General features: G+C 67.2%; 22 protein-coding genes. 3 read left to right on the top strand and 19 right to left on the bottom strand.

Annotation, left to right across the window (positions count from 1 at the left end; translation table 11 throughout):
* The first annotated feature begins 137 nt into the window (after positions 1 to 137).
* Entirely contained in the window at positions 138 to 1,529 is a 1,392-nt protein-coding gene (locus VFQ05_13460) for an undecaprenyl-phosphate glucose phosphotransferase (protein HET9327768.1), read from the top strand.
* On the opposite strand, the gene VFQ05_13455 is transcribed toward VFQ05_13460, so the two are convergent.
* The 15 genes from VFQ05_13455 to VFQ05_13385 all read right to left on the bottom strand — a co-directional run bounded on the left by VFQ05_13455 (position 1,523) and on the right by VFQ05_13385 (position 18,267).
* Entirely contained in the window at positions 1,523 to 2,734 is a 1,212-nt protein-coding gene (locus VFQ05_13455; protein ID HET9327767.1) for a glycosyltransferase family 4 protein, read from the bottom strand. The genes VFQ05_13460 and VFQ05_13455 overlap by 7 nt on opposite strands.
* Positions 2,731 to 3,867, bottom strand: coding sequence for a glycosyltransferase family 4 protein (locus VFQ05_13450; GenBank protein ID HET9327766.1), 1,137 nt, complete (start codon positions 3,865 to 3,867; stop codon positions 2,731 to 2,733). The genes VFQ05_13455 and VFQ05_13450 overlap by 4 nt, the downstream gene beginning before the upstream one ends.
* Positions 3,864 to 5,789, bottom strand: a complete 1,926-nt coding sequence (gene asnB / locus VFQ05_13445; protein HET9327765.1) for an asparagine synthase (glutamine-hydrolyzing) — start codon at positions 5,787 to 5,789, stop codon at positions 3,864 to 3,866. The genes VFQ05_13450 and asnB overlap by 4 nt, the downstream gene beginning before the upstream one ends.
* Positions 5,789 to 6,985, bottom strand: coding sequence for a glycosyltransferase (locus tag VFQ05_13440; GenBank protein HET9327764.1), 1,197 nt, complete (start codon positions 6,983 to 6,985; stop codon positions 5,789 to 5,791). Before VFQ05_13440 ends, asnB begins: the two co-directional genes overlap by 1 nt.
* Positions 6,982 to 8,268 (bottom strand): polysaccharide biosynthesis C-terminal domain-containing protein, encoded by a 1,287-nt coding sequence (locus tag VFQ05_13435; protein ID HET9327763.1) that lies wholly within the window; start codon positions 8,266 to 8,268, stop codon positions 6,982 to 6,984. The genes VFQ05_13440 and VFQ05_13435 overlap by 4 nt, the downstream gene beginning before the upstream one ends.
* Positions 8,252 to 9,121: an FkbM family methyltransferase gene (locus tag VFQ05_13430; protein ID HET9327762.1), complete on the bottom strand. Its 870-nt coding sequence runs from the start codon at positions 9,119 to 9,121 to the stop codon at positions 8,252 to 8,254. Before VFQ05_13430 ends, VFQ05_13435 begins: the two co-directional genes overlap by 17 nt.
* Entirely contained in the window at positions 9,118 to 10,329 is a 1,212-nt protein-coding gene (locus tag VFQ05_13425) for an O-antigen ligase family protein (protein HET9327761.1), read from the bottom strand. Before VFQ05_13425 ends, VFQ05_13430 begins: the two co-directional genes overlap by 4 nt.
* Positions 10,326 to 11,084, bottom strand: a complete 759-nt coding sequence (gene trmD, locus VFQ05_13420) for a tRNA (guanosine(37)-N1)-methyltransferase TrmD (protein HET9327760.1) — start codon at positions 11,082 to 11,084, stop codon at positions 10,326 to 10,328. Before trmD ends, VFQ05_13425 begins: the two co-directional genes overlap by 4 nt.
* Positions 11,081 to 11,590 carry a ribosome maturation factor RimM gene (gene rimM, locus VFQ05_13415; GenBank protein HET9327759.1) on the bottom strand — a complete coding sequence of 170 codons (510 nt, stop codon included), beginning with the start codon at positions 11,588 to 11,590 and terminating at the stop codon, positions 11,081 to 11,083. The genes trmD and rimM overlap by 4 nt, the downstream gene beginning before the upstream one ends.
* 34 nt (positions 11,591 to 11,624) lie before the next feature.
* The gene (locus tag VFQ05_13410) at positions 11,625 to 11,861 is read right to left on the bottom strand and encodes a KH domain-containing protein (GenBank protein ID HET9327758.1); all 237 of its coding nucleotides are present in this window, start codon (positions 11,859 to 11,861) and stop codon (positions 11,625 to 11,627) included.
* A 53-nt stretch (positions 11,862 to 11,914) separates the two neighbouring features.
* Complete coding sequence (locus tag VFQ05_13405) at positions 11,915 to 12,919, bottom strand: MraY family glycosyltransferase (GenBank protein ID HET9327757.1); 1,005 nt, start codon at positions 12,917 to 12,919, stop codon at positions 11,915 to 11,917.
* A gap of 41 nt (positions 12,920 to 12,960) precedes the next feature.
* Positions 12,961 to 13,959: a GDP-mannose 4,6-dehydratase gene (locus VFQ05_13400; protein HET9327756.1), complete on the bottom strand. Its 999-nt coding sequence runs from the start codon at positions 13,957 to 13,959 to the stop codon at positions 12,961 to 12,963.
* Between the two features lie 270 nt (positions 13,960 to 14,229).
* On the bottom strand, positions 14,230 to 15,846 hold the full coding sequence (locus VFQ05_13395; GenBank protein HET9327755.1) for an SLBB domain-containing protein: 1,617 nt from the start codon (positions 15,844 to 15,846) through the stop codon (positions 14,230 to 14,232).
* The gene (gene rfbB / locus VFQ05_13390; protein ID HET9327754.1) at positions 15,846 to 16,898 is read right to left on the bottom strand and encodes a dTDP-glucose 4,6-dehydratase; all 1,053 of its coding nucleotides are present in this window, start codon (positions 16,896 to 16,898) and stop codon (positions 15,846 to 15,848) included. The genes VFQ05_13395 and rfbB overlap by 1 nt, the downstream gene beginning before the upstream one ends.
* The gene (locus tag VFQ05_13385; protein ID HET9327753.1) at positions 16,891 to 18,267 is read right to left on the bottom strand and encodes a UDP-glucose/GDP-mannose dehydrogenase family protein; all 1,377 of its coding nucleotides are present in this window, start codon (positions 18,265 to 18,267) and stop codon (positions 16,891 to 16,893) included. The genes rfbB and VFQ05_13385 overlap by 8 nt, the downstream gene beginning before the upstream one ends.
* A 312-nt stretch (positions 18,268 to 18,579) precedes the next feature.
* Here VFQ05_13385 and VFQ05_13380 point away from each other — a divergent pair, with 312 nt between their 5' ends.
* Together VFQ05_13380 and VFQ05_13375 are read left to right on the top strand one after the other, a co-directional pair.
* Complete coding sequence (locus VFQ05_13380; protein ID HET9327752.1) at positions 18,580 to 19,560, top strand: NAD-dependent epimerase/dehydratase family protein; 981 nt, start codon at positions 18,580 to 18,582, stop codon at positions 19,558 to 19,560.
* Positions 19,561 to 19,615: 55 nt separating this feature from the next.
* A complete protein-coding gene (locus VFQ05_13375) occupies positions 19,616 to 20,848 on the top strand; it encodes a glycosyltransferase family 4 protein (GenBank protein HET9327751.1) in 1,233 nt (410 codons plus the stop codon).
* On the opposite strand, the gene VFQ05_13370 is transcribed toward VFQ05_13375, so the two are convergent.
* From VFQ05_13370 to VFQ05_13355, 4 genes are all read right to left on the bottom strand, one after another.
* A complete protein-coding gene (locus VFQ05_13370; protein HET9327750.1) occupies positions 20,845 to 21,984 on the bottom strand; it encodes a glycosyltransferase family 1 protein in 1,140 nt (379 codons plus the stop codon). The two genes, VFQ05_13375 and VFQ05_13370, sit on opposite strands and share 4 nt — an antisense overlap.
* Positions 21,985 to 22,057: 73 nt before the next feature.
* Positions 22,058 to 23,092, bottom strand: a complete 1,035-nt coding sequence (locus tag VFQ05_13365) for a Gfo/Idh/MocA family oxidoreductase (protein HET9327749.1) — start codon at positions 23,090 to 23,092, stop codon at positions 22,058 to 22,060.
* Between the two features lie 39 nt (positions 23,093 to 23,131).
* Positions 23,132 to 24,478, bottom strand: coding sequence for a hypothetical protein (locus VFQ05_13360; GenBank protein ID HET9327748.1), 1,347 nt, complete (start codon positions 24,476 to 24,478; stop codon positions 23,132 to 23,134).
* 39 nt (positions 24,479 to 24,517) lie between these two features.
* Positions 24,518 to 25,905, bottom strand: a 1,388-nt coding sequence (locus tag VFQ05_13355) for a DUF362 domain-containing protein (protein HET9327747.1), incomplete at its 5' end; no start/stop codon positions are given.

Here is a 25,905-nt window from a genome sequence, read left to right as displayed (position 1 = left end):
CTCCTGGTTGAGGTTGGATTCGCGGCGGTCCGCGTTTCCACGATCACCAACCTTCCCCCGTGGGGAAGGTCAAGGGCCCCCATGGGATGGCGGGATGGCTTGCCCGCGCGCCTGCCGGAGTCTTAGCCTCGCGCCGCATGCTCGCTCGCCACCGACAGGTCTTCGCCTCGGGCGTCTTCGCGCTCGACGCGCTGCTCATCGCCAGCTCGTGGCTCGGCGCCTACTGGCTGCGTTTCGTGGCTCTTCCGGCGCCGCTCGGCGTTCCGGCGTTGCCGTTCTACCTGTGGTTCGGGGCGGTGATCACGCCGATCGCGCTGCTGGTCCTGCGAACGTTCAAGATCTATCGCTCGGCCCGCACGGCGAGGCTCTCGCAGGAGCTGCTGGCGCTGGTCCAGGGCATGCTGATCGTGACCGCGCTCGCGGCATTGGCGTCGTATTTCACGAAGGGCGAGCTGTCCCGCGGATTCCTGGCGGTGTTCAGTGCACTCGCCACGCTGGCCCTGTGCGGAAGCCGCATCGTGATCCGCACCGTGCTGCGCCGCCTGCGCCGCGCGGGCCGCAACTTGCGCCACACCATCATCGTGGGGACGGGCGACCTGGCCGCCTCGCTGATCGAGAAGATCCATCGGCACGGCGACTTCGGACTCGAGCTCAGGGGACTGGTCGCGACGCACAAAGGAGCGGTGGGCTCGGTCGTCGCAGGTCATCCGGTGCTGGGCGTGATCGCCGACCTGCCGAAGATCGTGGAGCAGCACGGCATCGACATCGTCTATCTGACCCTGTCGCGCCAGGAGTGGCAGTCCGAGGAGGAAGCGCTGCGTCTCCTCGCCGACAGCACGGCCGCGGTGCGGCTGGTCCCCGATCTGCGGCACGCCTTCCGCCTGAATCCCAGCGTCGAGGATTTCGATGGGATGCCCGTGGTGCTGGTGACCGACAGTCCGGAGCAGGGTTGGAACGCCGTCCTCAAGCGCAGCTTCGACCTGGTGTTCTCGGTGATCGGGCTGGTCGTGCTGTCTCCGCTCCTGCTGCTGCTGGCGCTGCTCGTGAAGCTCGACTCTCCGGGTCCGGTGTTCTACTCGCAGGAGCGCGTGGGCCTCAACGGGCGGCGCTTTCGCATGATCAAGTTCCGCAGCATGCGGGTGGACGCCGAGGCCCAGGGTGCCGGGTGGACCACCAAGGACGATCCGCGGCGCACCCGCTTCGGAGAGGTGTTGCGCCGCCTCTCGCTCGACGAGCTGCCGCAGCTCTGGAACGTGCTGGTCGGCGACATGAGCCTGGTGGGACCTCGCCCGGAGCGCCCGGTCTACGTGGATCAGTTCCGCGCCTCGATCCCGCGCTACATGCTGCGCCATCACGTGCGCGCGGGTCTGACCGGCTGGGCGCAGGTGAACGGCTTGCGAGGCGACACGCCGCTCGAGCGCCGCATCGAGTACGACCTCTATTACGTCAAGAACTGGTCGCTGGCGTTCGACGTGCGCATCATCCTGATGACGTTCGCGCGCGTCTTCCGCGACGCCAGCGCTTACTGAGCGGCCTCCGCTCCCGCGAACCGCCGCTTCATCTCGGTGACGAGCGCTTCCATCTGCGCTTCGCGGGTGAACTCGGCCTCGATCATCCGTCGCGCCCTCGCGCTCCGCTCCAGCGCTCGTTGCGGGTCGGCGAGCACTCGCCGGATCCCCGCCGCCAGCGCGGGCGGATCGTTCGGGGGCACGATCTCCGCGAGATCGCGCTCGCCGAGGAAGCTCGCGGCGAATCCGTGGCCGGCGTAGACGACGGGCCGCCCCGTGGCGAAGTACTCGAACATCTTGGCCGGGTTCACGATGCGGTTCAGGATGGGCGCGTCCTGGGTGTGGTTGACGAGCACGTCGCTGGCCCGGTAGTGGCGATCGAGCTCGGCGGGGTCGGTGACGTAGCCGGCGAGCGTGAGGTTAGAGACCGGCTCGCGCCGCAGCCGCTCCTCGATGCGCGGCCGCTCGGGTCCATCGCCGACCAGGACCACGTCCATTTCCGGCAGCAGGCGTGCGACGTCGAGCAGGATCCCGATGCCGTGGTTGTAGCCCATCAAGCCCACGTAGGTGACGCGCGGACGAGCGCCCGTGGAACGGGGCTCAGCCGCCGTCCAGCGCTCCAGGACCGAGCGCGCCACGCCGTTCGGAATGGTGACCATCCGCTCCGGCGGCACGCCCTGCTCGAGCAGCACCTGGCCGAGTCCCGGCGTGGCGGCGACGACCAGGTCGGCGCGACGCATCACCGCGAGCATCACCCGCTCGAGCTGCCCGAGGAGACGTCGCTTGAGCCCGGTCGAGGGCACGCTCTCCTGCGCGTAGCGCCAGGTCAGATCGCGGACGTCCCACACGAAGCGGGCGTGTGCCGCGCGCGCCTTCAGAAACCCCAGCGGAGCCAGGAACATGCTGGGCGTGCTCACGACCAGCACGTCGGCGGCTCCGACCCTGCGGATCAAGCCGAGGCTCATGCCGATCTCTCGCAGCGCGCGGCGTGGAAGCGAAGCGTCGTGCGGCTTGAACGCGGCGGCGCGGACCACCGGGACTCCACGCGCGCGATCGGCGGATTGCCACGACGCGCGCTCGAAGAGCCCGGGGTCGGGATAGCTCGGCTCGACGGTGACGATCCGCAGATCGAAGGCCCTGGCGAACGCGTCGGCCATCGCTCCCGTCCGGAGCGCGCCCGCCGCGCTCTCGGGCGGGAACATCTGGCAGACGAGGACGACCTTCATCGGCCGTCTCCGCCCGCAGGGCCCGCGACCCGCTCGTAGAGCCGGAGGAGCGTACGCGCCTCGTGCTCCCAATGGAGCTCGCCGGCTACCGCGGCTCGACCGACGCGCCCCATGCGCTCTCCTTCTTCGGGATGGGTGAGCAGCCACTCGACGGCGCCGGCGATCGCGTCGGCATCGAGCGGATCCACGTAAAGGCCCCCCTCCCCCAGAACGGCGCGCCATGCGGGAAAATCCGACGCCACCACGGGGAGCCCGGCGCCCATGTACTCGAACAGCTTGATGGGCAGCGAGTCGAGGTGATTCGGCGCCGGATGCAGCACCAGGAGCCCGACGCGCGCCTCCTCGAGCGCCGCGCGGACCTGCTCACGCGTCTGCCATCCGAGGCGCACGGTGTGAGCCCAGCCCGGATCCGACGCGAGCGCCGCTTCCAGCCGCGGCGGATCGAATCGGCCGGCCAGCCAAAGCTCGGCGCCGAGGTCGCCATGGACCCGTCCGATCGCGCGCACCATCTCGCGCGCGCCGCGGATCTCGCTGAGACCCCCGAGATAGACCGCGATCGGACGGCGCTGCGCGTGAGGCCGGGAGTCGGCCCCGGTGAACTCCTCGAGCCGCGGATAGTTCCGCACCACCACGGTCCGGCGCTCGGAGAAACGCTCGGCGATTCCCGGCGTGACCGTGACGACGCCGTCGAAGCATGCGCAGAACGCCCGCTCGATGGCGTCCGCCGCAAAGGCGAACGCACTCCGCAGCCAGGTCGGGAGATAGTGCTTGGTGCGTATGTCCTTGGGGAGGTTCTCGTGGGCGTCGTAGATCACCTTCCGGCCACAGAGCTTGAGCAGGAGCCCCCAGGGCAAGAGCTCGGGATCGTGCAGATGGACGACCCGGGCGCGCCACCGCAGTGCTTCGAGGGCCACCTGCGGCGTGGTGCGCACCACGCGCTCGAAGCGGCTGGCCGGTGCGGCGACCGCTCGGATTCTCACGCCGTTCAGGGTCTCGTCGTGGTCGTGCGGGGCGATCAGCACGAGGTCGTAGCCCGCCTCCGCCAGCGAGCGGCACTCCTTGTGGAAGATACGCACGTCGTGAGCGTCGTGGACCGAGGTCACATGAGCCACGGTCACCGTGTCGCCGCTCACGAGAACTCGGCGCCGGTGCGCGCCGCCCACTCGATCAGATTGATCCAGCGCCAGACGCGAAAATCGCGGCGCGTTCGCCGCGCCTGGAAGGCGCGCCACTCGGACCGCAGCGCCTCGAAGTGGAGCGCCGGCATGCGCGCGGCCGCCTCGCCGCTCAGCCAGCGCTCCACCTGCGGGCCGAGCTCGATCATCCATTCGTGCTCCGGCGTCGCGAATCCGATCTTGTCCCGGCGTTCCAGGATCGCGTCCGGAACCAGTCCGCGCATGGCCCGGCGGAACACGGCCTTCGTTCGTCCCCCGGCGTCGATCAGGTACTCCTCGGGAAGCGACAGCATGAAATCGGCGAGCGTCGTGGTCAGGAACGGCACGCGGCTCTCGATCGAGTGCGCCATCGAGTTGCGATCCTCGTAGCGCAGCAGCATCGGCAGGTTGGTGCGGGTCAGCAGCCGGAGCATCTGCTCGCGCAGGACTTCCGGCGAGCTCCGGGACGCGTACTTGGATGGAGCGGCTCGAACCTCATGGGCGGCGAACCAGTCGCGGTTCATCCAGCGCGGCACGAGCTCCTGACCGACCAGCGCGCGAAGCGGCGCCTGCAGCCCTCCAGGGACCAGGAACTCGCCGGCCCACAGCGCGAGCCCCCTCCGGCCCGGGGTCCGCGACGCACGCCAGGCGAAGCGCAACGCTTCGTCGATCCGCCGCTGGCGGACCAGCGAAGCCAGGCGCGCGGCCACCAGACCGTGGTACCCGCCCAACAGCTCGTCGGCGCCCTGCCCGTCGAGCATCACTTTGATCCCGTGCTCGGCCGCCAATCGGAAGACCCGGTACTGGGCATAGATGCTGGTGCTGCCGAACGGCTCGTCCTGCGCCCACAAGAGGCGGTCGAGGTCGGCGACCAGATCGCTCGCGCAAGCGCGCGTCTTGTGCACGGTCGCGCGCGCGGCCGTGACCGCCAGGTCGAGCCACCGCTCTTCGCCGACCACCGGGTCGTCGGTGACGTACCCGAACGCGTGCAGCTCGAGATCAGGCTCCAGGTGTCGCATCGCGCAGACGATGGCGCTCGAGTCGATGCCGCCCGAGAGCGCGGCCCCGACCGGCACGTCGCTGCGCAGGTGCAGGCGCACGCTGTCGAGGAACAGCTCGCGCAGCTGATCGGCCGCCTGAGTCATGGAACCCGAGAAGCGCCGCTCCGGCTCGGGCGCCCAGTAGCGGGTCGGGCGCGATGGGGTCGCGGTCTCGAGCCCGACCTCCATCCAGTGCGCGGGCGGACAGGAACGGATGCCCTCGAGCATGGTCGAGGGCCCGTGATCGGTGAGCCCGAACCTCAGATAGTCATAGACCGATTGCGCGTCGACGCGCCGGGAGACCTGCGGAAGGTCGAGCAGCGCCTTCTGCTCGGATGCGAAGGCAAAACCTCCCGGCCATGCGGCATAGTGGAGCGGTTTGATCCCGAAGGGATCGCGCGCCAGCACCAGACGTCGCGACTCGAGGTCGAGAATGGCGAAGGCGTACATGCCGACGAGCCGGGGGAATGAATCGACGCCCCAGCAGCGAAATGCCTGGAGCGCGACCTCGGTGTCGGTCTGCGAGTGAAACGTGCAGCCGAGCGACTCGAGCTCCGCGCGCAGCTCGCGATAGTTGTAGACCTCTCCGTTGTAGACGATCCAGTGGCGCCCATCGGCGCTCCGCATCGGCTGCCAGCCCGCCTTGGACAGATCGATGATCGCGAGCCGCCAGTTCCACAAGACCGTCGAGCTCTCGGGCGTGATCGATTCGAGATCCTGTCCGACGCGGAAGCCGGAAGGACCCAGAACCCCGATGCCACGATCGTCGGGTCCGCGGTGCGCGAGCTTGTCGCCCCAGCGGCGAACCCTGGCGGCGTCCTCCCCGAGCGCATGACTGACGTATCCCGCGATCCCGCACATCAGTCGCTCCCGACGGCTTCGGCGTAGAGATCGGCGTAGCGCCTGGACACGATGCGTGAGGAGAAGCGGCTCTCGAAGTCCGCGCGGATCGCCGCGGCGTCGTAGCGCGAGGCGCCCTCGATCATGGTGTCCAGGGCGCGGGCGATGCCCTCCACGTCGCCCACCGGGACGAGCAGGCCGTTCACGTCGCGCACGATGTCCTCGGGTCCGCCGCAGCGCGTGGCGATGACCGGCTTGCCGCACGCGATCGCCTCCGCGAACACCATGCCGAAGCTCTCGCGACGGCTGGTCAGCACGAAGGCATCGCAGTCCCGCATCGCGTTCCGCACCGCTTCCCGCCCGAGCTGCCCGAGCCAATCCACGCGACCTTCGATGCCGAGCCGTGCGGCGAGCGCGTGGTAGGCATGCTCCTGCGTGCCGAGGCCGCTGATCCGGAAGCGCACCCCCGAGCGCGGGCCGAGCGCATGAATGGCGCGCAGCAGCTCCTCGATCCCCTTGCGCGGCTCGAGCGTGGCCACGGTGAGGAAGGTGAAGCCCGCCCTGTTCCGGACTGCTCCGGGTGTGAAGAAGCGCTCGTCGACGCCGTTCGGGATCACGACCGGCGTCACGCCGGTCTTCTCACGGATCTGAGTCGCCAGCTCCCGGCCCACGGCCGTCACCCGGCGGGCGCGGCGCAACGGCTCGGCGACCTCGGGAACGACGCTGCCGTCTCTCACGAATTGTGGGAATGGAAAGCGGCTCATGTGCTCGGTGATGACGTGCGGCACTCCCGTCTCGGCGCCCAGCCGATCGGCGAGATATCCGGCCGGGAAGCTCACCTGAGCGTGGATGAGGTCGATCGATCCGCACTCGGCGCGGGCCTCCATGTACATCCGGCGGTTGGCGAGAAAGATCGCCTCGACGTTGCCGCGCCCCGTGAGGTATCGCCACGACCACGTCGGACGACAGAGCTCCACCAGGTTCGGAAGCACCTGTGCCCGCGCCGGCCGCGACCGCAAGCGCACCCACGGATGACGCGCCAGGAATCGCAGCCGCGCCAGCGACAGGTTCCGCTCGGTCTGTCCCCAGAGACTGACGAATATCCGCAGCTCGGGGTGATGACCCGCCAGCGCCCGCACCATCTCCTGGAAGAAGATCCCGTCGAGCACCCGGCCGTCCCGGTCGGGATACCAGGAAGGGATGTAGAAGACGTTCACGTCGGCCGCGCCGCCGGCTGCGGGAGGTCCTCGGGCCTCGGCACGAGCTCGCCGGGGCGTACGCGCTCCCGCCGGGCGAGGCTCCAGATCAGACAGGCGGCCGTGGCCAGGTACGAGGCGTTCATGGCGATCGTGGCGCCTTTCGGGCCGAGCCCTGGCACCAGCACCCACATGCCGAGCAGGGTCGGCACCAGGCCGGCCAGTGCGGCGATCAGGTTCGCTCGATAGAGTCCGTGGCCCGCATGGTAGGCGCTGGCGATGACCGAGATGCCGATCGCCATCACTCCAGGCAGCAGGCCCAGCAGCTGCCCGCGCACCGCGCCGAAGTCCGGGCCGAGCAGCCCCGTGATCCAGCCGCGCGGGACGAGCGCGATCAGCAATGCGGCGCCCGCGGTGGCGACCAGCGCCAGCCGCGCCATGCGCAGCACGAAAGGCCGGGTCTTCTGCGCGGCGCCTTCGCGACTGACGCGATTGAGGGTCACCGCGGCCAGGCTGTTGGCCGGGATCCACAGAATCTCCGCGAACGACACGGCGGTCGAGAAGACACCCACCGCGGTCACCGACACGTGACGCTCGAGCGCGAAGAACAGGCCGCGATAGTTGAGGAACTGGGTGAAGTTCGATGCCTGCGCCAGGAACCCGTAGCCGAGGAGATCTCGCAACACCCGGCGAGGCGAAGGGGTGGCGCCGGCGCCCTGCGGCGGGAGCCGCCTAACATGGGCCACGAGGAGCGGGAGCGAGAGCAGGAAGGCCAGCGTCGCCGCCACCGCCCAGACGACGAAGAACTCGCCCGGCGCGCGGAAGCCACGCATCGAGGCGACCAGCAGGGCCAGCGCCACCAGGGTGAACGGGCGAAGGAACTCGAGCAGGGTGGCCTGCCACACCGCATGCCCCGACATCATCACGCACACATGAACCACCTGGAGCGCGTTCATCACCGCGACCCATACCACGAGCGGCATCTCGAGGCTCACGGGCCGGCCCATCCAGGTGGCGGCCGCGGCCAGCACCACCGGAACCACGACGCAAAATGCGTAGCTCCAAGCGAGGATCCTGCCGAGCAGAGCCCGGCTCGGATCCCGGCTCGCCAGATAGACGATCGACGAGCCTCCGGTGAAGCCGACGAGGAGGACGAAGAGATTGACCGCGGCGCTGAACAACGCGATCTCGCCCCGCACGGCGACGCCGAACCAGCGGGCGGTGAGCACGAGGAGCAGGAACTGGAGCGGCGGCGCCGCCCCCTTGAGCAGCAGCACCACCAGCGCGTTAGACGCGGCTCTCATGCTGGGCGAAGACGGTCGCCGAGGTCACCGGCGCGTCGTCCGGAATGGACGTGACCCGCCCGAAAGGATCCACGGCGGACAGCGTATAGCCTCCATCGCGGAGGTCGCGACGCAGGCTGGGTGCGCCCGGGGTCTCGGCGGGCTCGTTCCACTCCAGGATCAGGCTGGGGCGAAAGCGCTCGAGTGTCCGCCTGGCGCCCTGGAGGACGGCGCGCTCGGCGCCCTCCACGTCGATTTTGATCAGGTCGACACGGCTCAGCCCCTCCCGCTCCACGTAGAGATCGAGAGGCAGAGCTCGGACGCGGCCGACGGAAACGTCCCGTAGCTCCCTGCGATGAAACGAAGACAGTCCCTCGTTGGCGCCCTGAGCGCCCGCGTCGCTGGACGTGAACATCTCGACTTCGGTTTCCTGGTCGGACAGGGCGCGGTTGACCGCGACGACGTGGTCCAGGCCATTGCGACGGAGGTTCTCTTCGAGCGCCGCGAACCAGCGCGGCACCGGCTCGAACGCCACCACGCGTCCCCTGCGGGCATGACGCGCGGCGATGAGCGTGAGCTCTCCCTGGTTGGCGCCCACGTCGAGGAACACGCCTTCGGCCGGCAAGTGCCGCCGAATCAGGCACGCTTCCGCGTACGAGTGGATGCCGCGCCAGTAGATCGCGCTGCCGATGTAGGCGGAGCGGTCCACGCCGATCCTCAGGTCCCCCTGGAAGTCGTCGATCACGATCCATCGGTCCGGCCGGTCGCGATAGACCCTGGCATAGTGGCGGCGCAGCGGCTCGAGCAGCCGGTGCCAGCCACGAAATCGAGGCACGCGCCGCGTGAGACGCGCCAGCGGAACGTCGAGGCTCACGGCTGTTCCCATCGTCGCGACGCCCAGGCAATGCCGACCAGCGTGTAGAGCGGATACAGCAGCTCCTCGTCGCCGAAGTTCCATTCGAAGAGGCCCGCGACCAGGAACCCGAGCAGCGCGGCGGTCACCCCCAGCCTCACCCCGGCCGCGAGTCCTTCGTCGCGCCAACGCTGGCGCTGCGCCCGGCCGAAGCCGATGCCGGCCGAGGCGGCGCGCAGCAGCGCGCCGTAGAGCCACGCGAAGGCGGCCAGGCCGACGATGCCCATCGTCGCCGCGATCTGGACATAGACGTTGTGCAGATGGCCCACCACCTCGGTCGAGCCCGCCGTGCGATAGGCCAGGTAGAGCGGCTTCAAATCCTGAAGCCCGACGCCGGTGATCGGACGGTCGAGGAACATCTGCCAGCCGGCGTGCCACATGATCACCCGCTCGCGATTCCATGGATTGTCCGGATCCGCGATGCTGTGAAGGCGCGCGTGCCACGCTCCGGGCGCGAAGAACCAAGCCGCCGCCGCCGCGGCCGCAAGCCCCGCCAGTCCCCAAGGCATCCGTGCCGCGAGCAGCGCGCCCGACGACACGAGCACGCCGACCCACGCGCTGCGCGTGAAGGTGACCGCGAGTGCCGCGAGCGACAGCCCCGCGGCCAGCCCGGCCAGCAGGCGCCAGCGCGGCTCGCGGGCGGTGAGCGCGATGCCGAGAGCGAGCGGGATCTCGAGCAGGAGCTGCCCCGCGAAGGTCATGTAGTGCCCCGAGAATCCACGTGCGCGGGCCGAGAACGTGTGCCCCTGCGCCACCCATACCGCGAAGCCGATCAGCGCCACCAGCGTCGCCATGCCGAGATAGACGGCGAGGGCCCGGCGTCCGCGCGCACGGTCCGCCGCGTGGTACGCCGCGAGCCCGACCAGCGCGGGCATCAGTCCCTTGGTGAGGCGCGGAAGACTGCCGGCCCGATCGATGGCGAAGACCGCCGCGATCGAAAGCGCCAGGAGCCACATCAGCGCCGCTCGATCCACCGGAGTCCTTCCCCACGGCGGCCATGGCTTCCGCTCGACGACCCAAGCGGCCACGCTCAAGGTGGCGCAGATGCCGGCGCCGATCGACATGGTCGCGATCGACCAGGGAAGGCAGGCCACGAACAGCAGGAAGGAAGCGGCGGCCACGCGGCCGAGCGTCGTGGTCTCCTCCGCGGCATCCACTCGGTGGTTCACGACCGGTCGCGCCGCTCGCGCTCGAGCTCGGCCAGGAAGCGGCGATCCTCCTCGGTGAGCGTGGCACTCTCGAGCAAATCGGGCCGCCGCTCGAAGGTTCGCCGCAGCGATTCCCGGCGGCGGTGACGGGCGATGGCGGCGTGGTTCCCCGACAGCAGCACGTCGGGGACCTTCCAGCCCCGGTAGTCGGCGGGGCGGGTGTAGTAGGCCGCGTCGAGCAGTCCCGAGTGGAACGAGTCACTCTCCACCGAGTCGAAGGCGCCCACCACGTCGGGGAGCAGCCGCGCCACCGCATCCACCACGCACAACGCGGCCGGCTCACCGCCCGAGAGCACGAAGTCCCCGATCGACAGCTCCTCGTCTGCCAGATGATCGAAGACGCGCTCGTCGACTCCCTTGTAGCGGCCACACACGAGGACCAGCCGCTCGAGCCGCGCGTACTCGAGCGCCACGCTCTGCGCGAAGGGACGGCCCTGGGGAGACAGGAGAACGACCCGGGTCTCCGGGCCTCGCTTCCCTCGCTCACCGAGGCTCATCTCCCGCAGCGCCCGGTCGAGGGGCTCGACTTTCATGATCATTCCCGGGCCGCCGCCGAAGGGGTAATCGTCGGTGGTGCGATGCGTGTCGTCGGTGAAGTCACGGAGCCCGACGACGTCCACTTCCAGGCGTCCCTTCTCCCGGGCCGCCCGGATCATGCCTTCTTCGAGAGCGGGCCCGAAGAAGTCGGGAAAGATGGTGAGGATCGAGATCTTCACAGGTCTTCGAGGCCTGGCGGAAGGATGACCGTGATCACGCGGGCTTCGAGGTCGACGTTCTGGATGATCGGCTCCGCGGCCGGAATCAGCAGCTCCCGCTCGCCGCGCACCACCCATATCGGATGGGCTCCGGTACGCATGACGTCGGTGATCTCCCCGAGCGCACGGCCCGTCGTGTCCTCGACGCGCATGCCGACCAGCTCGAAGGTGTAGGCCTCCCCGGGCCCCGTGGCCGGTAGTTTCGAGCGCTCGATCAGCAGCGCGCCGAGCGTCAGCTCGGCGGCGCGGTCACGGTCGGTGACTCCGGCGAAGTGGACGAGGACTCGTCCCTGAGTCGGCCGGGCCCCCAGAAGGACGAGCGTGCGGCGGACGCCGGCCTTGGTCCAGGTGAAGGTCTTCACCTGCTCGAGCTCCTCGGCCGTCAGCGACGTCCCATCGAGAGCGATCTCTCCGTGGACGCCATGGGCCCGCCCCAACTGCCCGATACGGACCAGGTCCTTGGTCATGGGCTAGGTTTCCCAGAGAGGCCAACGACCGCTTTCAGTCAGCGATTTCCAGCCCTGCGTCCCGCCCGCGCCGTGCGGCCGCGGCTCCCAAGGTGAGGCGAAGCGAGCGAGCGGTGCGTCCCTGCTTGCCGATGACGTGTCCGAGGTCGTCCGGGTTGACGTGCAGCTCGAACTCCGGCTCCTCGCCGGCGCGCAGGATCTCGACGCTCACGTCGTCGGGATGGTCGACGATCCCTCGCGCCATGTGCACCACGAGGTCGCGGAGGAACAAGTCGGATTCGTCGGGGTCTCGGCTGGGCGCCGGTGCCGGTGCCGGTGCGGCGGTCAGGGGCTCCGGTGTTCCACGGATGATAGTCGCAGCCCCGCCATCAGGAAGAACATCGCCCACAGGCCCGACAGCAGGAGCGTCGGAAGGGCCGAGTTGAGGCTTTGGACCACGAGCGCGCTTGCGGAGAGGGCGGCCCCAACGAGCCAGGTCAGGATCACGGTTCGCTTCTGACATTGAATGATTCTCGCGAGTCGGTGGTTGCTGTGGTCTTTCCCGCCCTGGGAGATCGGTCGGCCTTCGCGCAGGCGGTTGACCACCACGAAGATGATGTCGAACATCGGGTACGCGAGCGCCAGGAAAGGCGCTGCGAGTCCCCAGCCACTGGGGATTCCGACGTAGGCCATCACGGCCGAAGCGCCGAGACTATAGCCCAGAAACAAACTCCCTGCGTCCCCCAGAAAGATTCGCGCCTGGGGGAAGTTGTATCGGAGGAAGCCCGCGCAGGCGCCCGCGAGGGCGAGCTGGGCGGTCGCCACGCCGAACGCGCCTCTCAGGATGGATCCCCAGGCGAACCCCACCAGCGCGATGGCCGCGTAGCCGGCGACCATTCCGTTCATGTTGTCCAGGAAGTTGACCGCGTTCATGAGAGCGACCAGCGCCAACAGCGTGAGGGAGACGTTCAGCACCGGCCCCAGTCCCAGGTCGGGGACGAGCCCGGACGCCAGCAGGAGCGCCGAAGCGCTGAACTGACCGAGGAGCTTGATCTGAACCCCGAGCCCGAAACGATCGTCCCAGAGCCCGACCACGAGAATGACCGCGGCCCCGCCGAGAACGCACAGAACGTCCCGAGCCGGTGTCGACGTGCCGCCGAGCGATATCAGCCACGACAGCAGCGCCGACACGAACACGACGGTGCCGCCCAGCAGGGCGGTCGCCGAGGTGTGGAGCTTGCGCGCCTCGGGATGGTCGAGATAACCCGAGACCCAAGCCAGACGCACTCCCAGCGGCGTGAGCAGCAAAGACAGGACGAGGGCCAGGGCAAAGGCCGCGAGGAGAGCCATGGGGGATTAGATGTCGTCCGGGTTCACCCGGAAATGCATGTTTAGGCGGTGGCCATTCCCGAAGGCACCGGCCTTCCCAGGCGCTCGCACATATCCCGGATGGTCATCTCGAGCAGGCAGTCGAGGCTGATCCCTGGCCTGTAACCCACCACGCGGTGGATCTTGCGGAGGTCGGGAACCCGACGGCGCATGTCTTCGAACGACCGGCCGTAGATTTGCTCGTACTCGACAAATTCGATCGGGGAATCGCTGCCGCACAGCTGCCGGATGCGCTCGGCGAGCCCGAGGACCGTGATCTCTTCATCCGTGCCGATATTGAAAATCTCGCCGATGGTCTTCGGGCTATCGGCGAGCATCATGACGCCGCGAACGACGTCGTGAACGGCGGAGAAGCATCGGGATTGCTGCCCGTCCCCGTATACCAGGATCGGCTCCCCGCGCAGAGCACGCATCACCATGTTGGGGATGACCATGCCGTAAGCCCCGGTCTGACGGGGCCCGCAGGTGTTGAAACATCGGACGACGGTCACCGGAAGCTGCTGCTGCTGCCAGTAGGCCTGGGCCAGGCATTCGTCGACGGCCTTGCCACACGCGTAGGACCATCGAAGCTTATGGGTCGGTCCCAGCACGCGATCGTCATCCTCGGAGAACGGAACCGAAATGCCTTTGCCATACACTTCGCTGCTGGAGAACAGGATGACCCGGCGCTGATGGGCAGCACAGGCTTCAAGGACGACCTCCGACCCACGGATGTTCGTGATCAGTGAGCGAAGAGGGTTCTCGAGCACGTACTTGACGCCAACAGCGGCCGCAAGATGGTAGACCCGGTCACACTGAGCCACCAAACCCGCAACCAAGGCCGAGTTGGTGACGTCTTCCTCGAGAAAGCGGAAGCGGGAGTTCCGCTCGAAGGTCTTCAGGTTCTCGATTCGACCGGTGGAAAGATCATCCAGTGCCCAGACTTCGTCGCCGCGTTCAAGAAGCGCTTCCGAGACATGCGAACCAATAAAGCCGGCGCCACCCGTGACGAGCACTCTCATGAGCTGACCTCTTCAAGCTGGGAGATACGGGGACTCCTCGGACAGGATGTGGAGCAAGATGTCTGGCCTACACAAGCTCGTGGCAGGCGGTCACGCTCCATCAAGGGATCAGGAGTCTAGATGACTAAGCCCTGCAAAGTCAAGGTTTTGTCTAGAACTGGGTGCTCGTATGTGTGATTTCACCCATTTTGTGGCCTAAAGGGACAATCGTTCAATCCCTTAAGGGGATTTACACTTCTCTGTCGCAGAAACCATTCCAGCACGGCGGATCTACTCGTTAAGGCTATCGACCGCAATCACCACCGTGGCGACCTGGGCCAGGGCGACCAGAATCGGGGTCGCATAATCCCAGAAGCCCCTGTCGGGCTTTTCCGGGACCCATACGAAATCCCCGGGGTCTAGGACCTGAACGTTCCGCGCAGGAAGGGTTTGACCTGTCACCGCCCGCGTGACCCGGATGTTCCCGCCCCAAGCCCTATCGGTCAGTCCTCCCGCCTGCTTCACGTAATCATTGACCTTGAGCCCTGGGCGAAAGCTCAGGATGCCCGGCCTCTTCACCTCGCCGTCGATACGGATCGACGAGACCAGGCGCTCGACACGGACGATATCGCCGTCTCGGAGCAGGAGATCCTGCTGATCGGAGTTGGCATTGAGCCGGGTCCAGTCGACCCGATAGTCCTCGCGCATTCCCGCCAACTTGGTGCTCAGCTTGTCGTACTCGGAGTCGGTGAGCTCCGATCGCGGGAGCTGGAGGAGCCGGTCGAGCTCCGGGTCCTTTTCACCGGTGCTCGAATTCCTACGATGGACACGGATCGACGTGAGATCCGCCGTCGGAAGGAAGCCCTCGGCGGCTCGGACCAGATCGGTCAGCCGATGCTTGCCTTCCGCGATCGGATACGTGCCTGGGCGGGAAACCTCTCCCTGGATGACCACCTCGTGCTGGAGGTGATACTGAGGGATGTAATAGACGTAGAGTCGATCACCGTCCCGAAGCGCCGGATTCATGCGCCGGTCGTACACATCGTCGAGGCGGACCCACAACGACTCCGCGCGGGTCGGATCCTGCCATCGGATGAAGAGAACCTTGTCGATCACCGCGGATGGAATCGGTTCTCCGGCGAGGTGGAACAGGGTGAGCAGGCTGTCGGCGAGGCCCAGCTCGTACCTGCCCGGCCGCCCCAACGCTCCCTGCGCGGAGATCCACTCGCTCGCGACGGGCACGTTGATCACGTCGCCGTCTCTCAGCTCCGGATTCGCTTCACTGTTCCCGGTGCGTGTGAAGACGACGAGGTCAGCGTTCTCACGAGTACCGTCGGCGTGGACCACCTCGATTCGTCGCCGTGAGGCGTCGTCCAGGAAGGCTCCGTCCTGGAGGACGTCGGCCACACGATGCGAGCCCATCGCCTGGAGCGGCCCTGGTGACCTCACCTGTCCCGTGACGTAAACCTGGAAGACGCGAGGACGTGCCAGCCGAAGATCGATTCCGACACCGCGGTAGTTCTGGCTCAGCTTCTTCACGACGTCGTTCCGGACCTCGGCGAGGGTGCGGCCGCTGACGGCCATGCTCCCCGCTCCGGGAACGAGGATGTAACCCTCGGGTCCAACCGTGACGGACCAGTTTCGGGACGTGCGCCCCCAGATCTGGATCTGGAGAAGATCGCCGGGACCCACTCGATAGACCTTCGGGTCCACCGGACCCGACAGGGCCGGCAGCGGGGCTTTGGTCGGATCTTCGACGGGGCGGATGATGGTGGTCGGTAGTTGCGGGCCCTCCTGGCCCAGGCTACCCACCTCCGGGACATCCGTGGTTCCTTGCGGCATCGACTGCGCCGCGGCGAGCGATGCCCAGGCGGCGAGCGCCAGCAAGATCAGGACGGCGCGGCCCATCACGCGCGGACCTCCTTCAACGTCTTTCGCTGCCCGTACATCCGCTCGTAGTAGCTTCGAAACTCCCCGGCCTTGATCGGTCTCCACCAGCTTTCGTTGGACTTGTACCACTCCACGGTCTCCTGGATCCCGTCCTGGAAGTCGATCTCGGGCGTCCAGCCCGTGACTCGGGTGAGCTTGCTCGAATCCACCGCGTAGCGCCGGTCATGCCCCGGCCGATCCTCGATGTGGCGAATCAGGGTTCGGGGCCTGTCCAGCAGCTTGAGGATCGCCTCGGTGACCGCCAGCACGTCGAGCTCGGCTTGCCCGCCGATATTGAAGGTCTCGCCTTCGACATTCGGGGCCTCGAGCAGCATGAGCAGCGCCCGGCAGTGGTCTTCGACGTGTAGCCAATCCCGCCGATTGAGTCCGGTGCCATAGACCGGGAGCGGCTCGTGGTCCATGGCATTGGTGACGAACAACGGCACCAGCTTCTCCGGATACTGCCGCGGCCCATAGTTGTTGGAGCAACGCGTCACGATCACCGGCAGCCCATAGGTGCAGAAGTAGGCGTCGGCCAGCCGGTCACCGCCAGCCTTGCTCGCGGCATACGGGCTGCGCGGCTTGAGCGGCCACTCCTCGGTCGCCTGTCCCTCCAGGACCTCGCCGTAGACTTCGTCGGTCGACACCTGGATGAACCGGCGCGCCTTCTGGCGCCGGGCCTCCTCGGCCAGCACGAAGACTCCATAGACGTCGGTCTGGATGAACTCACCCGGGGCCTCGATCGACCGGTCGACGTGCGACTCGGCAGCGAAGTTGATCACCGCGTCGCAGTCGCTCATGGCCCGGCGGACTGCGTCAGGATCCCTGATGTCGCCGTGAATGAAGGTCAGCGACCCCGAAGGGATCCCTTCGAGGTTCTCCCTCCGGCCCGCGTACGTCAGGGCGTCGAGCACCACCACGTGGCATTCCGGATAGCGGCCCAGGAGATGGTGCACGAAGTTCGAGCCGATGAACCCCGCCCCACCGGTGACCAGCACCCGCGCACGATGGAGATCGGGACCTTCAGCCATCCTGCTTCACCCGTCTCAGGCCCCGTCCGACCCCGATGTACTTCAGGCCGGCCGCCTCGACGTCTTCGGGCTTGTAGATGTTGCGCAGGTCACAGAGGACGGGGCGGCGCATCAGCTTCTTGAGTCGCGGAAGATCGAGTCCGCGGAATTCGTTCCACTCGGTGATGATGGCCAGCGCGTCGGCGCCGCGCGCGACCTGGTACACGTCGTCCGCGAACGTCACGCCGCGCAGGAGGCGCTTCGCATGCGGCATCGCGGCGGGATCGAAGGCCGTGATCTGCACGCCGCGCCGGCGCAGACCCGCGATGATCGTCAACGCGGGAGCTTCGCGAAGATCGTCGGTGTTGGGCTTGAAGGAGAGGCCCAAGATGCCGACCCGCTTGCCGCGCGGAGCCCCGACCACGCCCAGGATCTTGCTCACCATCCGCTGCATCTGGTGGTGGTTGGCTTCGATGGTCCCCTCCACGATGCGGGCCCGGGTCCCCGCGGCGCGGGCGAAGGAGGCGAGGGCCAGCGTGTCCTTGGGGAAGCACGACCCCCCGTAGCCTGGGCCGGCATGAAGGAACTTGGATCCGATCCGGCGGTCCATGCCCATGGCCTTGGCGACGACCTGGACGTCCGCGCCCAGCTCCTCGCAGAGGTTGGCCATCTCGTTGATGAAGGACACCTTGGTGGCGAGGAAGGTATTCGCCGCGTACTTGATGAGCTCGGCGGTCTCCAGGTTGGTCACCACCATCGGGGTCTCGAGCAGGAACAGGGGGTTGTGGATCTTGCGGAGGATGTTCTCCGCCTTCTTGGACTCGACGCCGATCACGACCCGGTCGGGACGCATGAAGGTCTCGATCGCCGAGCCCTCGCGCAGGAATTCCGGGTTGGACGCCACGTCGAAGCTGGTGCCGCGACGAGCCCGGCGCTTCATGGCCTTGGCCACCGCCCGCGCCGTCCCCACGGGGGCGGTGCTCTTCTGCACCACCAGCCCATACCCCTTGAGATTACGGGCGATCTCCTCGGCCACGGCGAAGATCGCGCGGGTGTCCGCGCTTCCGTCCTTGCGGGGTGGCGTGCCGACCGTGATGAAGCTCACCTCGGACGACTTCACCGCAGCCGGAAGGTCCTGGCTGAAACGAAGGCGGCCCTCCTGCACGTTGCGACTCACGATCTCGGGCAGCCCGGGCTCGAAGAAGGGGATGTCCAACCGCGCGAGCCGCTCCACCTTGGACGCGTCGGAATCCACGCAGACCACGCGGTTCCCGAAGTCGGCGAGACATGCGCCCGTCACGAGGCCGACGTATCCGGTTCCGACGACCGTGATGGATTGCAGTGGGAACCTCAGGGGATTGCGGAGAACCGGCTCGCATCGAACGTGCACCGATGTCGTGAGCGCGGCGAAACGAGCGAAAGAGTCTAGGGGCTTCCCCGTGCCCGGTCAACCGAGCGCCGCGGGTGACGTTCGGGCCGCGGATGATGTAGACTTCCGCCCTGTTTTTCGCGGCGCTCCTGCCGAGCCTCCTGGATCCATGCTCCACGAGGCAGAAGGAGCGAGGGCTTCAGGAAGGGATGGCTCCGCTCGAGCCCGTAGGGAATCCGCGCACCCCAGGTAATCCATGAATTTCGCGGGCGCCAGGGTCCAGCCCGCCGGTCCCCATCCGCCTCTGGCGGAGGAACTCGAAGGAGCCTCGACGTGAAGGACGGCCTCGTTTTGGTGGCGGGTGCGGGCGGGTTCATCGGCGGTCACCTCGTGGCGGAGTTCCGCCGCCAGGGGCGCCCGGTCCGCGCGGTCGACATCAAGCCCCTCGACGAGTGGTATCAGGTCTTCCCCGATGCGGACAACGTCATCGCGGACCTCAAGCTCATCGACCAGTGCCACCGCGTCTCCAAGGACGCGCAAGAGGTCTACCAGCTCGCCGCCGACATGGGAGGCATGGGTTTCATCGAGAACAACAAGGCCTTGTGCATGCTCTCAGTCCTCACCAACACCCACATGCTCCAGGCCGCGCAGGGCGCGGGCGTGCAGCGGTTCTTCTATTCCTCATCGGCCTGCGTCTACAACGCCGACAAGCAGGTTTCGGCCGACGTCGTGCCGCTCAAGGAATCGGATGCCTACCCGGCGATGCCCGAAGACGGTTACGGCTGGGAGAAGCTCTTCTCCGAGCGGATGTGCCGGCACTTCCGCGAGGACTTCGGGCTCACCACGCGGGTCGCGCGGTTCCACAACGTCTATGGCCCTCACGGGACCTGGGAAGGCGGCCGCGAGAAAGCGCCGGCGGCGATCTGCCGCAAGGTCATTCAGGCCAAGGTCACCGGCAAGAACGCCATCGAGATCTGGGGCGACGGTCATCAGACCCGGTCGTTCATGTACATCGATGACTGCATCAAGGGAGTGCTCGCCATCACCGGCAGCGACATCCTGGAGCCCATCAATCTGGGTTCCAGCGAGCTCGTCACGATCAATCAGTTGGTCGACATGGTCGAGGAGATCGCCGACGTCAAGCTGCAGCGCAACTACAAGCTCGACGCTCCGAAGGGCGTCAACGGCCGCAACTCCGACAACACGATGATCCAGCAGGCGCTGGGCTGGGAGCCGTCGATCCGCCTGCGCGACGGCATGGAGCGGACGTACCGCTGGATCTACGACGAGTACACGAGCAAGTACGGAGATTGAGGCCGTCGACCGTCCGGTGAGCTCCGCAGCGCCGGGAAACGAGCGTCGGCGCACCATGCTCGTTCTCTCCCAGGTCTACGTTCCCGATCCCACCAGTGTCGGCCAGCATCTGGCCGACGCGTGCGCCGAGATGGTGCGCCGCGGCTGGCGGGTGGTGGTCGTCACCGCGCGCGACGGCTACGACGACCCTTCGGTCCACTACCCGAGCCGCGACACGATCCACGGCGTGGAGGTCGTGCGCCTTCGCTGGTGCTCGTTCGGCAAGAGCAGCACGGCCATCCGCATGCTGGCCGGCTTGTCCTTCGTGGTCCAGTCCGTGCTTCGCAGTCTCCTGGTCGGGCGCGTGGATCTGGTGCTGGTGAGCACGGTCCCTCCCATCGCCCCGCTGGCGGGGATCGGAGCGAGCATCCTGCGCCGGGCGCCGGTCAAGTACTGGGTGATGGATCTCAATCCCGACCAGATGGTGGAGCTCGGCAAGCTGCCCGCCACTTCTCCCTGGGTGCGGCTCTTCGACTGGATGAACCGGAGGATCCTCGGGCGCGCCACCGAGGTGATCGTGCTGGATCGCTTCATGGCGAAGCGCGTGCTCAAGAAGCGAGACGTCAGGGACAAGCTCACCGTGTTGCCGCCATGGCCTCACGAGGATCATCTCGAGCCGGTGGCGCACGAAAGCAACCCGTTCCGCACCCAGCATGGACTCCAGGGCAAGCTGGTGGTGATGTACAGCGGCAACCACGGCCACAGCACGCCGCTCACCACGGTTCTCAAAGCCGCCGCCCATCTACAGGACGAGGATCGCCTGGTGTTCATGTTCATCGGCGGCGGGGTGGGCAAGAAGGAAGTCGAGGCGACGCGGTTGCCCAACGTGAGGTCGCTTCCCTACCAGCCGCTCGAGACCCTGCGCTACTCGCTCTCGGCGGCCGACGTCCACCTCGTGAGCCTGGGAGACGAGGTGGTGGGTGTCGTGCATCCCTGCAAGGTGTACGGCGCGATGGCGGTGGCGCGGCCGATCGTGCTGCTCGGTCCCGAGGAGTCTCACATCGGCGACCTGCTGCATCGCGACGCCTTCGGATGGGCGATCCGTCACGGAGACGTCGAAGGCGCGACGGCTTTCTTCCGCAAGCTGCTGACCCTGCCTCGCGAGGAGCTGGTCTCGCGCGGCCTCAAGGCACGCGCGATCATCACCCGCGAGTTGTCGAAAGCGGCCCTGTGCGCCGCATTCTGCGATGTGCTCGATCGTGACGGCGTGGCGGCCGTGCGCGAGACCGCCTTCGCGTCACGCTCCTAGGAGCGGCGCGCGAACGACGCCAGATAACCGAAGGTGGAGTCCGCGCAGGCTCGCCAGCTGTACTTCCGGGAGATTTCCGCGGCTCTCGCCGCGAGTCGATCGCGCTCCGCGGGCCTCTCGATGAGGTCCTTCAGGGCCCGGCGCATGGACTCGATGTCCTCCGGATCGAGGTAGACGCCTCCGTCCTCGAGCACCTCGGGCATCGGGCCACGATCCGAGCAGGCGATCGGCAGGGTGGAGGCCATGGCCTCGAGCAGGATGTTCGGCAGGTTCTCGCACGAGGACGGGAACGCGAAGAGATCGGCCTGCCGGTAGACATCGGGCAAGGCGCGATGCGGCACCGGCCCCACCACGTCCACCGCGGCGCCGCGGGCATCGACCGCGCGCAGCAACCGATCCAGGTCCGCACGCTCGGGAGCATAGTCCGGACCGACGAGTCGGAGACGCACCGGCATGCCGTCGCGACGCAGCCGCAGGACGGCGTGCACCAGCTTTCGCTGGTGCTTGTAGAGGTCGATGATCGACACGTAGAGGATCTGGAACGGCCGCTCGTCCGAATAGGCCGTGATCGGCTCGGCCGGCTTCCCCGGCTGGCGAAAGGCTTCCGTGATCCCGTGCGGCACCACGGCGTGGCTCTTCGGCGGGCGCGGGAGCTGCCGGGTGATCACGTCACGCGCGTAGCGGGTGAGGAAGATCACGCCGTCGGCGCCGGCGAACACCTTCTTCTGCTTGCGTCCCAGCAGCCACAGCCGCAGCCGGTCGTACCGGAGTCCGTAGCGCCGGCTCTCCTTCGGCTCGAACGGCAGCATGTTGTGCGACATGGTGACGAGCGGGCGGAAACGGAGGTCGTGGAGCCCGCCCGGCACGAACAGCACGTCGATCCCCGCCCTCTGGATCGCTGAGGCGGCGAGGAAGCGCTGCCACAGCAGTCGAAAGACGACATTGCGATCGAGGAAAGGGTGGCTGCGCTTGTCGAGCCACGGCGCGTCCGGGAGCTGGTCGAGCACGTACTTTCCCGACCAGACGACGATCCGGCTGAAGCCGTGCACTGCGGGATCGTGCGCGGCGAGCAGCTCCTTGAGATAGGTGATGCCCCCGCCGCTCCGGACGTTCGCCGCCTCGATCCCCAGGATCATGGGCTCTCGGAACGCGGCTCGCCCGGCGGCGCGCGCCGGGACGAGCTTGTCGCGAATCCGCGATGCGTGAGGGTCAGAGCTTCGCCGTGATCATGTTCATCACACGAATGGACTCCTTGCCCTGACTCGGCGGCACCGGGGAGTCCGTGTCGTTGACGATCGCGTCGAAGAACGCTCGCATCATCTCCTGGTGGGTCTGCGTGTAGCGGCCCGTCAGGAGATCCATCCCGGTCTCGAGTCCGCTGCCCAGGGTCTGCGCGACCTCGCCCAGAGAGCCGAGCGCGACCGGCACCATCTTGAGCTCCTCGCGCTTGATCTTGAGGAGCTTCTGGGTCTCGAGATCCATGTGGAGCGTGCCCTCGGTGCCCCACACCGCCACCTCGGCCTGCCACTGTTTGGTGGTGTAGATCATGCTGATGGTGCACGTGCCCTGATCGCCGATCAGATTCAGCCGGTAGTCCTCGTAAGGCGACCACGGGTATTCCGGCAGCATCTTGCGGCCGACGATCTGAACGTCGCGAATCGGGCTGATGTACGCAAGCGTCATGTAGACCACGTGAGGGCCGCTCTCGCCGAAGACACCGCCCGGCAGCTTATGGGCCCAGTGATCGGGCTTCGAGGTGATGTAGTCGACCGGCGTCGAGAGGTGGATGCGCATGCCGCGGAAGGCGCCGATCTCGCCTTTCTCGAACAGCTCGCGGCCCTTGTTGAAGCTCGGGTAGAAGAGATCCGAGTGTCCCACGCAGATCTTGCGCTTCGCCTTCTCCGCCGCCGCCATCACGGTGTCGCACTCGGCCTCGGTCTGGCACATCGGCTTCTCGATCAGGACATGGGCGCCGCCCTCGATGCACTGGAGCGCGATCGGCGTGTGGGTCTTCGGCGGCGTGCAGATGTCGACCACGTCCGGCTTCTCGGTGCGCAGCATCTCGCCGACGTCTTTGTAGACCTTGGGCACGCCGAACTTGCCCGCCAGGTCCCTGGCCTGAGCTTCGTTGAGGTCGACGATCGCCACCGTCTCCGACCGCCCCTTCAGGTTCTTGAGAGCCGGAAGGTGCTTCACCCCTGCGATGTATCCACTTCCCACCAATGCGGTCTTGAGCGTTCGCACGTTGAGCGGTCTCCGAATGAGGCCTTGTGGGCCGGTCCGTTAGCGGATGGATTTCTCGATTTGTCCGTTCGCCACCGTCGAGACGACGAATCGGAGTTTCCCCCGTGACGTCCTGGGGATGGCGTCGGTGTATTCGATTTCGAAAGCGACTTCGTCGCCGACGCGCTTCAGCACTTCACGGCGCAGGGCCTGCTCGTCCTGCTCACCGTAGCCGTCGGCTTTCACGATCCATACGGTCATCTTGCCCGGCTCCGCCTGTCGGATCTGGGCCTCGCGGACCCGGGTGAGGTCCTTGAAGACGTGGTCGAGACGCCCGAGGCGGGCGCCCCGCCGGGTGAGCACGTAATCTTCCTTGCGGCCGTCGATGCGATCGACGATCCGCCCCGGACGCCCGCAGTCGCACGACCGTCCGCTCACGGTCGCGATGTCCCCCACCTCGTAGCGAAACAGTCCGAAGGCGGGGTTCGAGAAGTTGGTTCCGACGATCTTGAACTGATCGTCCTCCAGCGGAACGAACTCGACGGCGGCGAAATCCTCGTCGACGTGAAGATTGCCTCTGCGGCAGAGCGAGATGTTGGCCGCGGCTTCGGCCATCCCGTAATGCTGGACAGGCTCCACGCCGAACGCCGCGCGAATCGCCTCGACCTGATGGGGGAGCACGTTCTCGGCACCCAGCGTCACCCAGCGAAGGTCGAGCTTCACGCCTCGTTCGAGCGCGTAGCGCGCCAGGAGCGACACCATCGACGGGTATCCGTGCATCCACGGGGCGCGCGAGCGCTTCATTTCCTCGAGATAGACCGGCGCCGTCTGGTCGTTGAGGTGGTAGGAGCTGAACAGGATCTGGCGCCCGGCGTGGTTGTAGCGCCAGTAGGGCGGCTTCTGCTGCTGCAGCGGCACCACGGATCGGCCCGCGACCTGGAGGCAGAGCGTGCCGAGGCTCAGGCCGTGATCCATCCAGCAGCGCCACCAAAGCGCCCACTGCTCTCGGTTCGAGCGCGTCGTCGCCGGAAAGTGGAGTCCCGTGCCGGTGGAGCCGCTGGTGTGGCACATCATGGTGTCGCTCTTGGGGACGGCGTGCGAGATGAAGCCGTTCACCGCCGCCTGGACTTCGGGCCTGGTCAGGACCGGTAAGCGCTGGAGGTCCTCCAGCGTGCGAATGTCACGCGGGTCGAGACCGAGGCGGCGAAACAGCTCGCGGTAGTGCGACATGGTCGCGACCGCGTTCGCCACGGCATCCCGCAGCCTTTGATCGCGAAACTCGCGCATGCGCTCGTCGCTCCACGCGCTGCGCTCACGATAGGCGGTGAGGAGCTCGTGGAACTCCGGAGCATACCGGCGGCGGCGAATGCGCCAGCCCTCGAGCGTGGTGACCCAGTTCTGCATCACCGGGGGCAGCCGAAGGTAAAGAGCCTCCCGATCCACCCGTCAGGCGCTCCTTCGCAGCGAGGTCCAGCCGAAGTGCGGCTCGAAGCCCCCAGGGATCGCGGGCTCGATTTCGGCCAGTGGAATCTCGCGGCCGTCGCGGCGTCCATCGGCGACCACGATCTCATCCATGGAGCGATCGGCGATCGGCCAGCGATGCGAGGCGAAAGCGCCGGAGATGATGGGAAGCGAATCCGGATCGAAGTCCATCAACCGCGCGGCCACGGCATCGATCGTCGCGGGATTGCGCCCCCCAAACAGCACCTTCGACGGCGCCGGATCGGGACACAAGGGACCGTTTCCCTGTCCACCCACGATGCCATCCACCATGGCCAGGTATCGCTTGGCTGAACCGGACGGTTCGCGCCAGGTTCCGTCGGGGTTGCCGAAGAGCAACGCGCGATTCAGATCGAGCGCCATGCGCCAGCAGGTATCGTTGCCCTGCCAGTTCCCGTTGCGGATCACGGTCTCGCTGTCACCCAGCGCCATCTGGCCGACCTTGCGCGCCTTGCGATACATCCACGGACCGATGACCGGCACCGACACCGCGACGTTGCGCCCCGCCTTCTTGAGGACGGTCTCCATCCGCCGCGCCAGCGGATAGTCGGGGAACTCGTCGCCGCCCTGGGCCGGAGCCTGCTCGGTGTGATGGGGCAGCCAGTTCTTGTCGCCGTTGATCCCCACCAGGTTCTTGAGGCAGCAGGTGAGCCCGGTCTTCTTGTGCGTCTTGAGCTTGGGCAGGTTGACGAACAGGTCGCAGACCATCGGAGATCCGGCCAGGAGATACTCGTGGACGTCACCCCGATGGTGCTCGTTGACCACGCGCGCGTCGTAGTCCGCCCCGTAGTAGCGTCCTTCGCCGCGATGACCATGGAACAGGCTGTCCCTTCCCAGATTCAGCCGCACGTACCCGCGCGGGTCTTCGGGATTCGGCCGGCGCTCCACCACCACCTGTTCCTTCCGGATCCAGACCTCGCGACGCAGATCGAGAACTTCCACCTGGAGGCTGGGCCACTGGCGGCGCACGCGGTCGATCCCGGCGAGCAGGGATCCGCGGGCCACAATGGCCGCAAAATCGGAATAGGTGTGCGGCGCGTCACAAACGCAGATCACGCCACGCCCCCCCATGGTCTCCGCCAGCGACTCGACGACCGCGATCACCACGCGAGGGTTCGTGATCAGGGGCTCCCAGACGTCCGGGCGGGTTTCGTGGGACTCCTGGATCCAGTTGGGTTTCACCACGACCAGCCGCGAGGGACCGGAGGCCCGGAGCAGCTCGGCGGTCTCCGGATCGGAATCGACCAGGCGGGTGAAGAACTCGCGGATCGGGCGTGGATCCTCGTAGTCATTCACCGTCTCGATCCGTGCGTCGACCATTCCGATTTCGTCCG

It is taken from the genome of Candidatus Eisenbacteria bacterium (assembly GCA_035712145.1).
In the GTDB taxonomy this organism is placed as follows: Bacteria; Eisenbacteria; RBG-16-71-46; order RBG-16-71-46; family RBG-16-71-46; genus DASTBI01.
Note: the sequence above shows the minus strand (reverse complement) of the source record. Positions and strands in the feature narration are given on the sequence as shown.

Bases quoted from the DNA above. Each gene is read 5' to 3' on its own strand.
- asnB (HET9327765.1), bottom strand. From the start codon at position 5,789: ATGTGCGGGATCGCGGGATACGTCAGTCATGCGCTCGGGGAGGACGCC.
- VFQ05_13460 (HET9327768.1), top strand. From the start codon at position 138: ATGCTCGCTCGCCACCGACAGGTCTTCGCCTCGGGCGTCTTCGCGCTC.
- VFQ05_13400 (HET9327756.1), bottom strand. From the start codon at position 13,959: ATGAGAGTGCTCGTCACGGGTGGCGCCGGCTTTATTGGTTCGCATGTC.
- VFQ05_13405 (HET9327757.1), bottom strand. From the start codon at position 12,919: ATGGCTCTCCTCGCGGCCTTTGCCCTGGCCCTCGTCCTGTCTTTGCTG.
- rfbB (HET9327754.1), bottom strand. From the start codon at position 16,898: ATGGCTGAAGGTCCCGATCTCCATCGTGCGCGGGTGCTGGTCACCGGT.
- VFQ05_13375 (HET9327751.1), top strand. From the start codon at position 19,616: ATGCTCGTTCTCTCCCAGGTCTACGTTCCCGATCCCACCAGTGTCGGC.
- rimM (HET9327759.1), bottom strand. From the start codon at position 11,590: ATGACCAAGGACCTGGTCCGTATCGGGCAGTTGGGGCGGGCCCATGGC.
- VFQ05_13395 (HET9327755.1), bottom strand. From the start codon at position 15,846: ATGGGCCGCGCCGTCCTGATCTTGCTGGCGCTCGCCGCCTGGGCATCG.
- VFQ05_13370 (HET9327750.1), bottom strand. From the start codon at position 21,984: ATGATCCTGGGGATCGAGGCGGCGAACGTCCGGAGCGGCGGGGGCATC.
- VFQ05_13435 (HET9327763.1), bottom strand. From the start codon at position 8,268: ATGAGAGCCGCGTCTAACGCGCTGGTGGTGCTGCTGCTCAAGGGGGCG.
- VFQ05_13455 (HET9327767.1), bottom strand. From the start codon at position 2,734: ATGAAGGTCGTCCTCGTCTGCCAGATGTTCCCGCCCGAGAGCGCGGCG.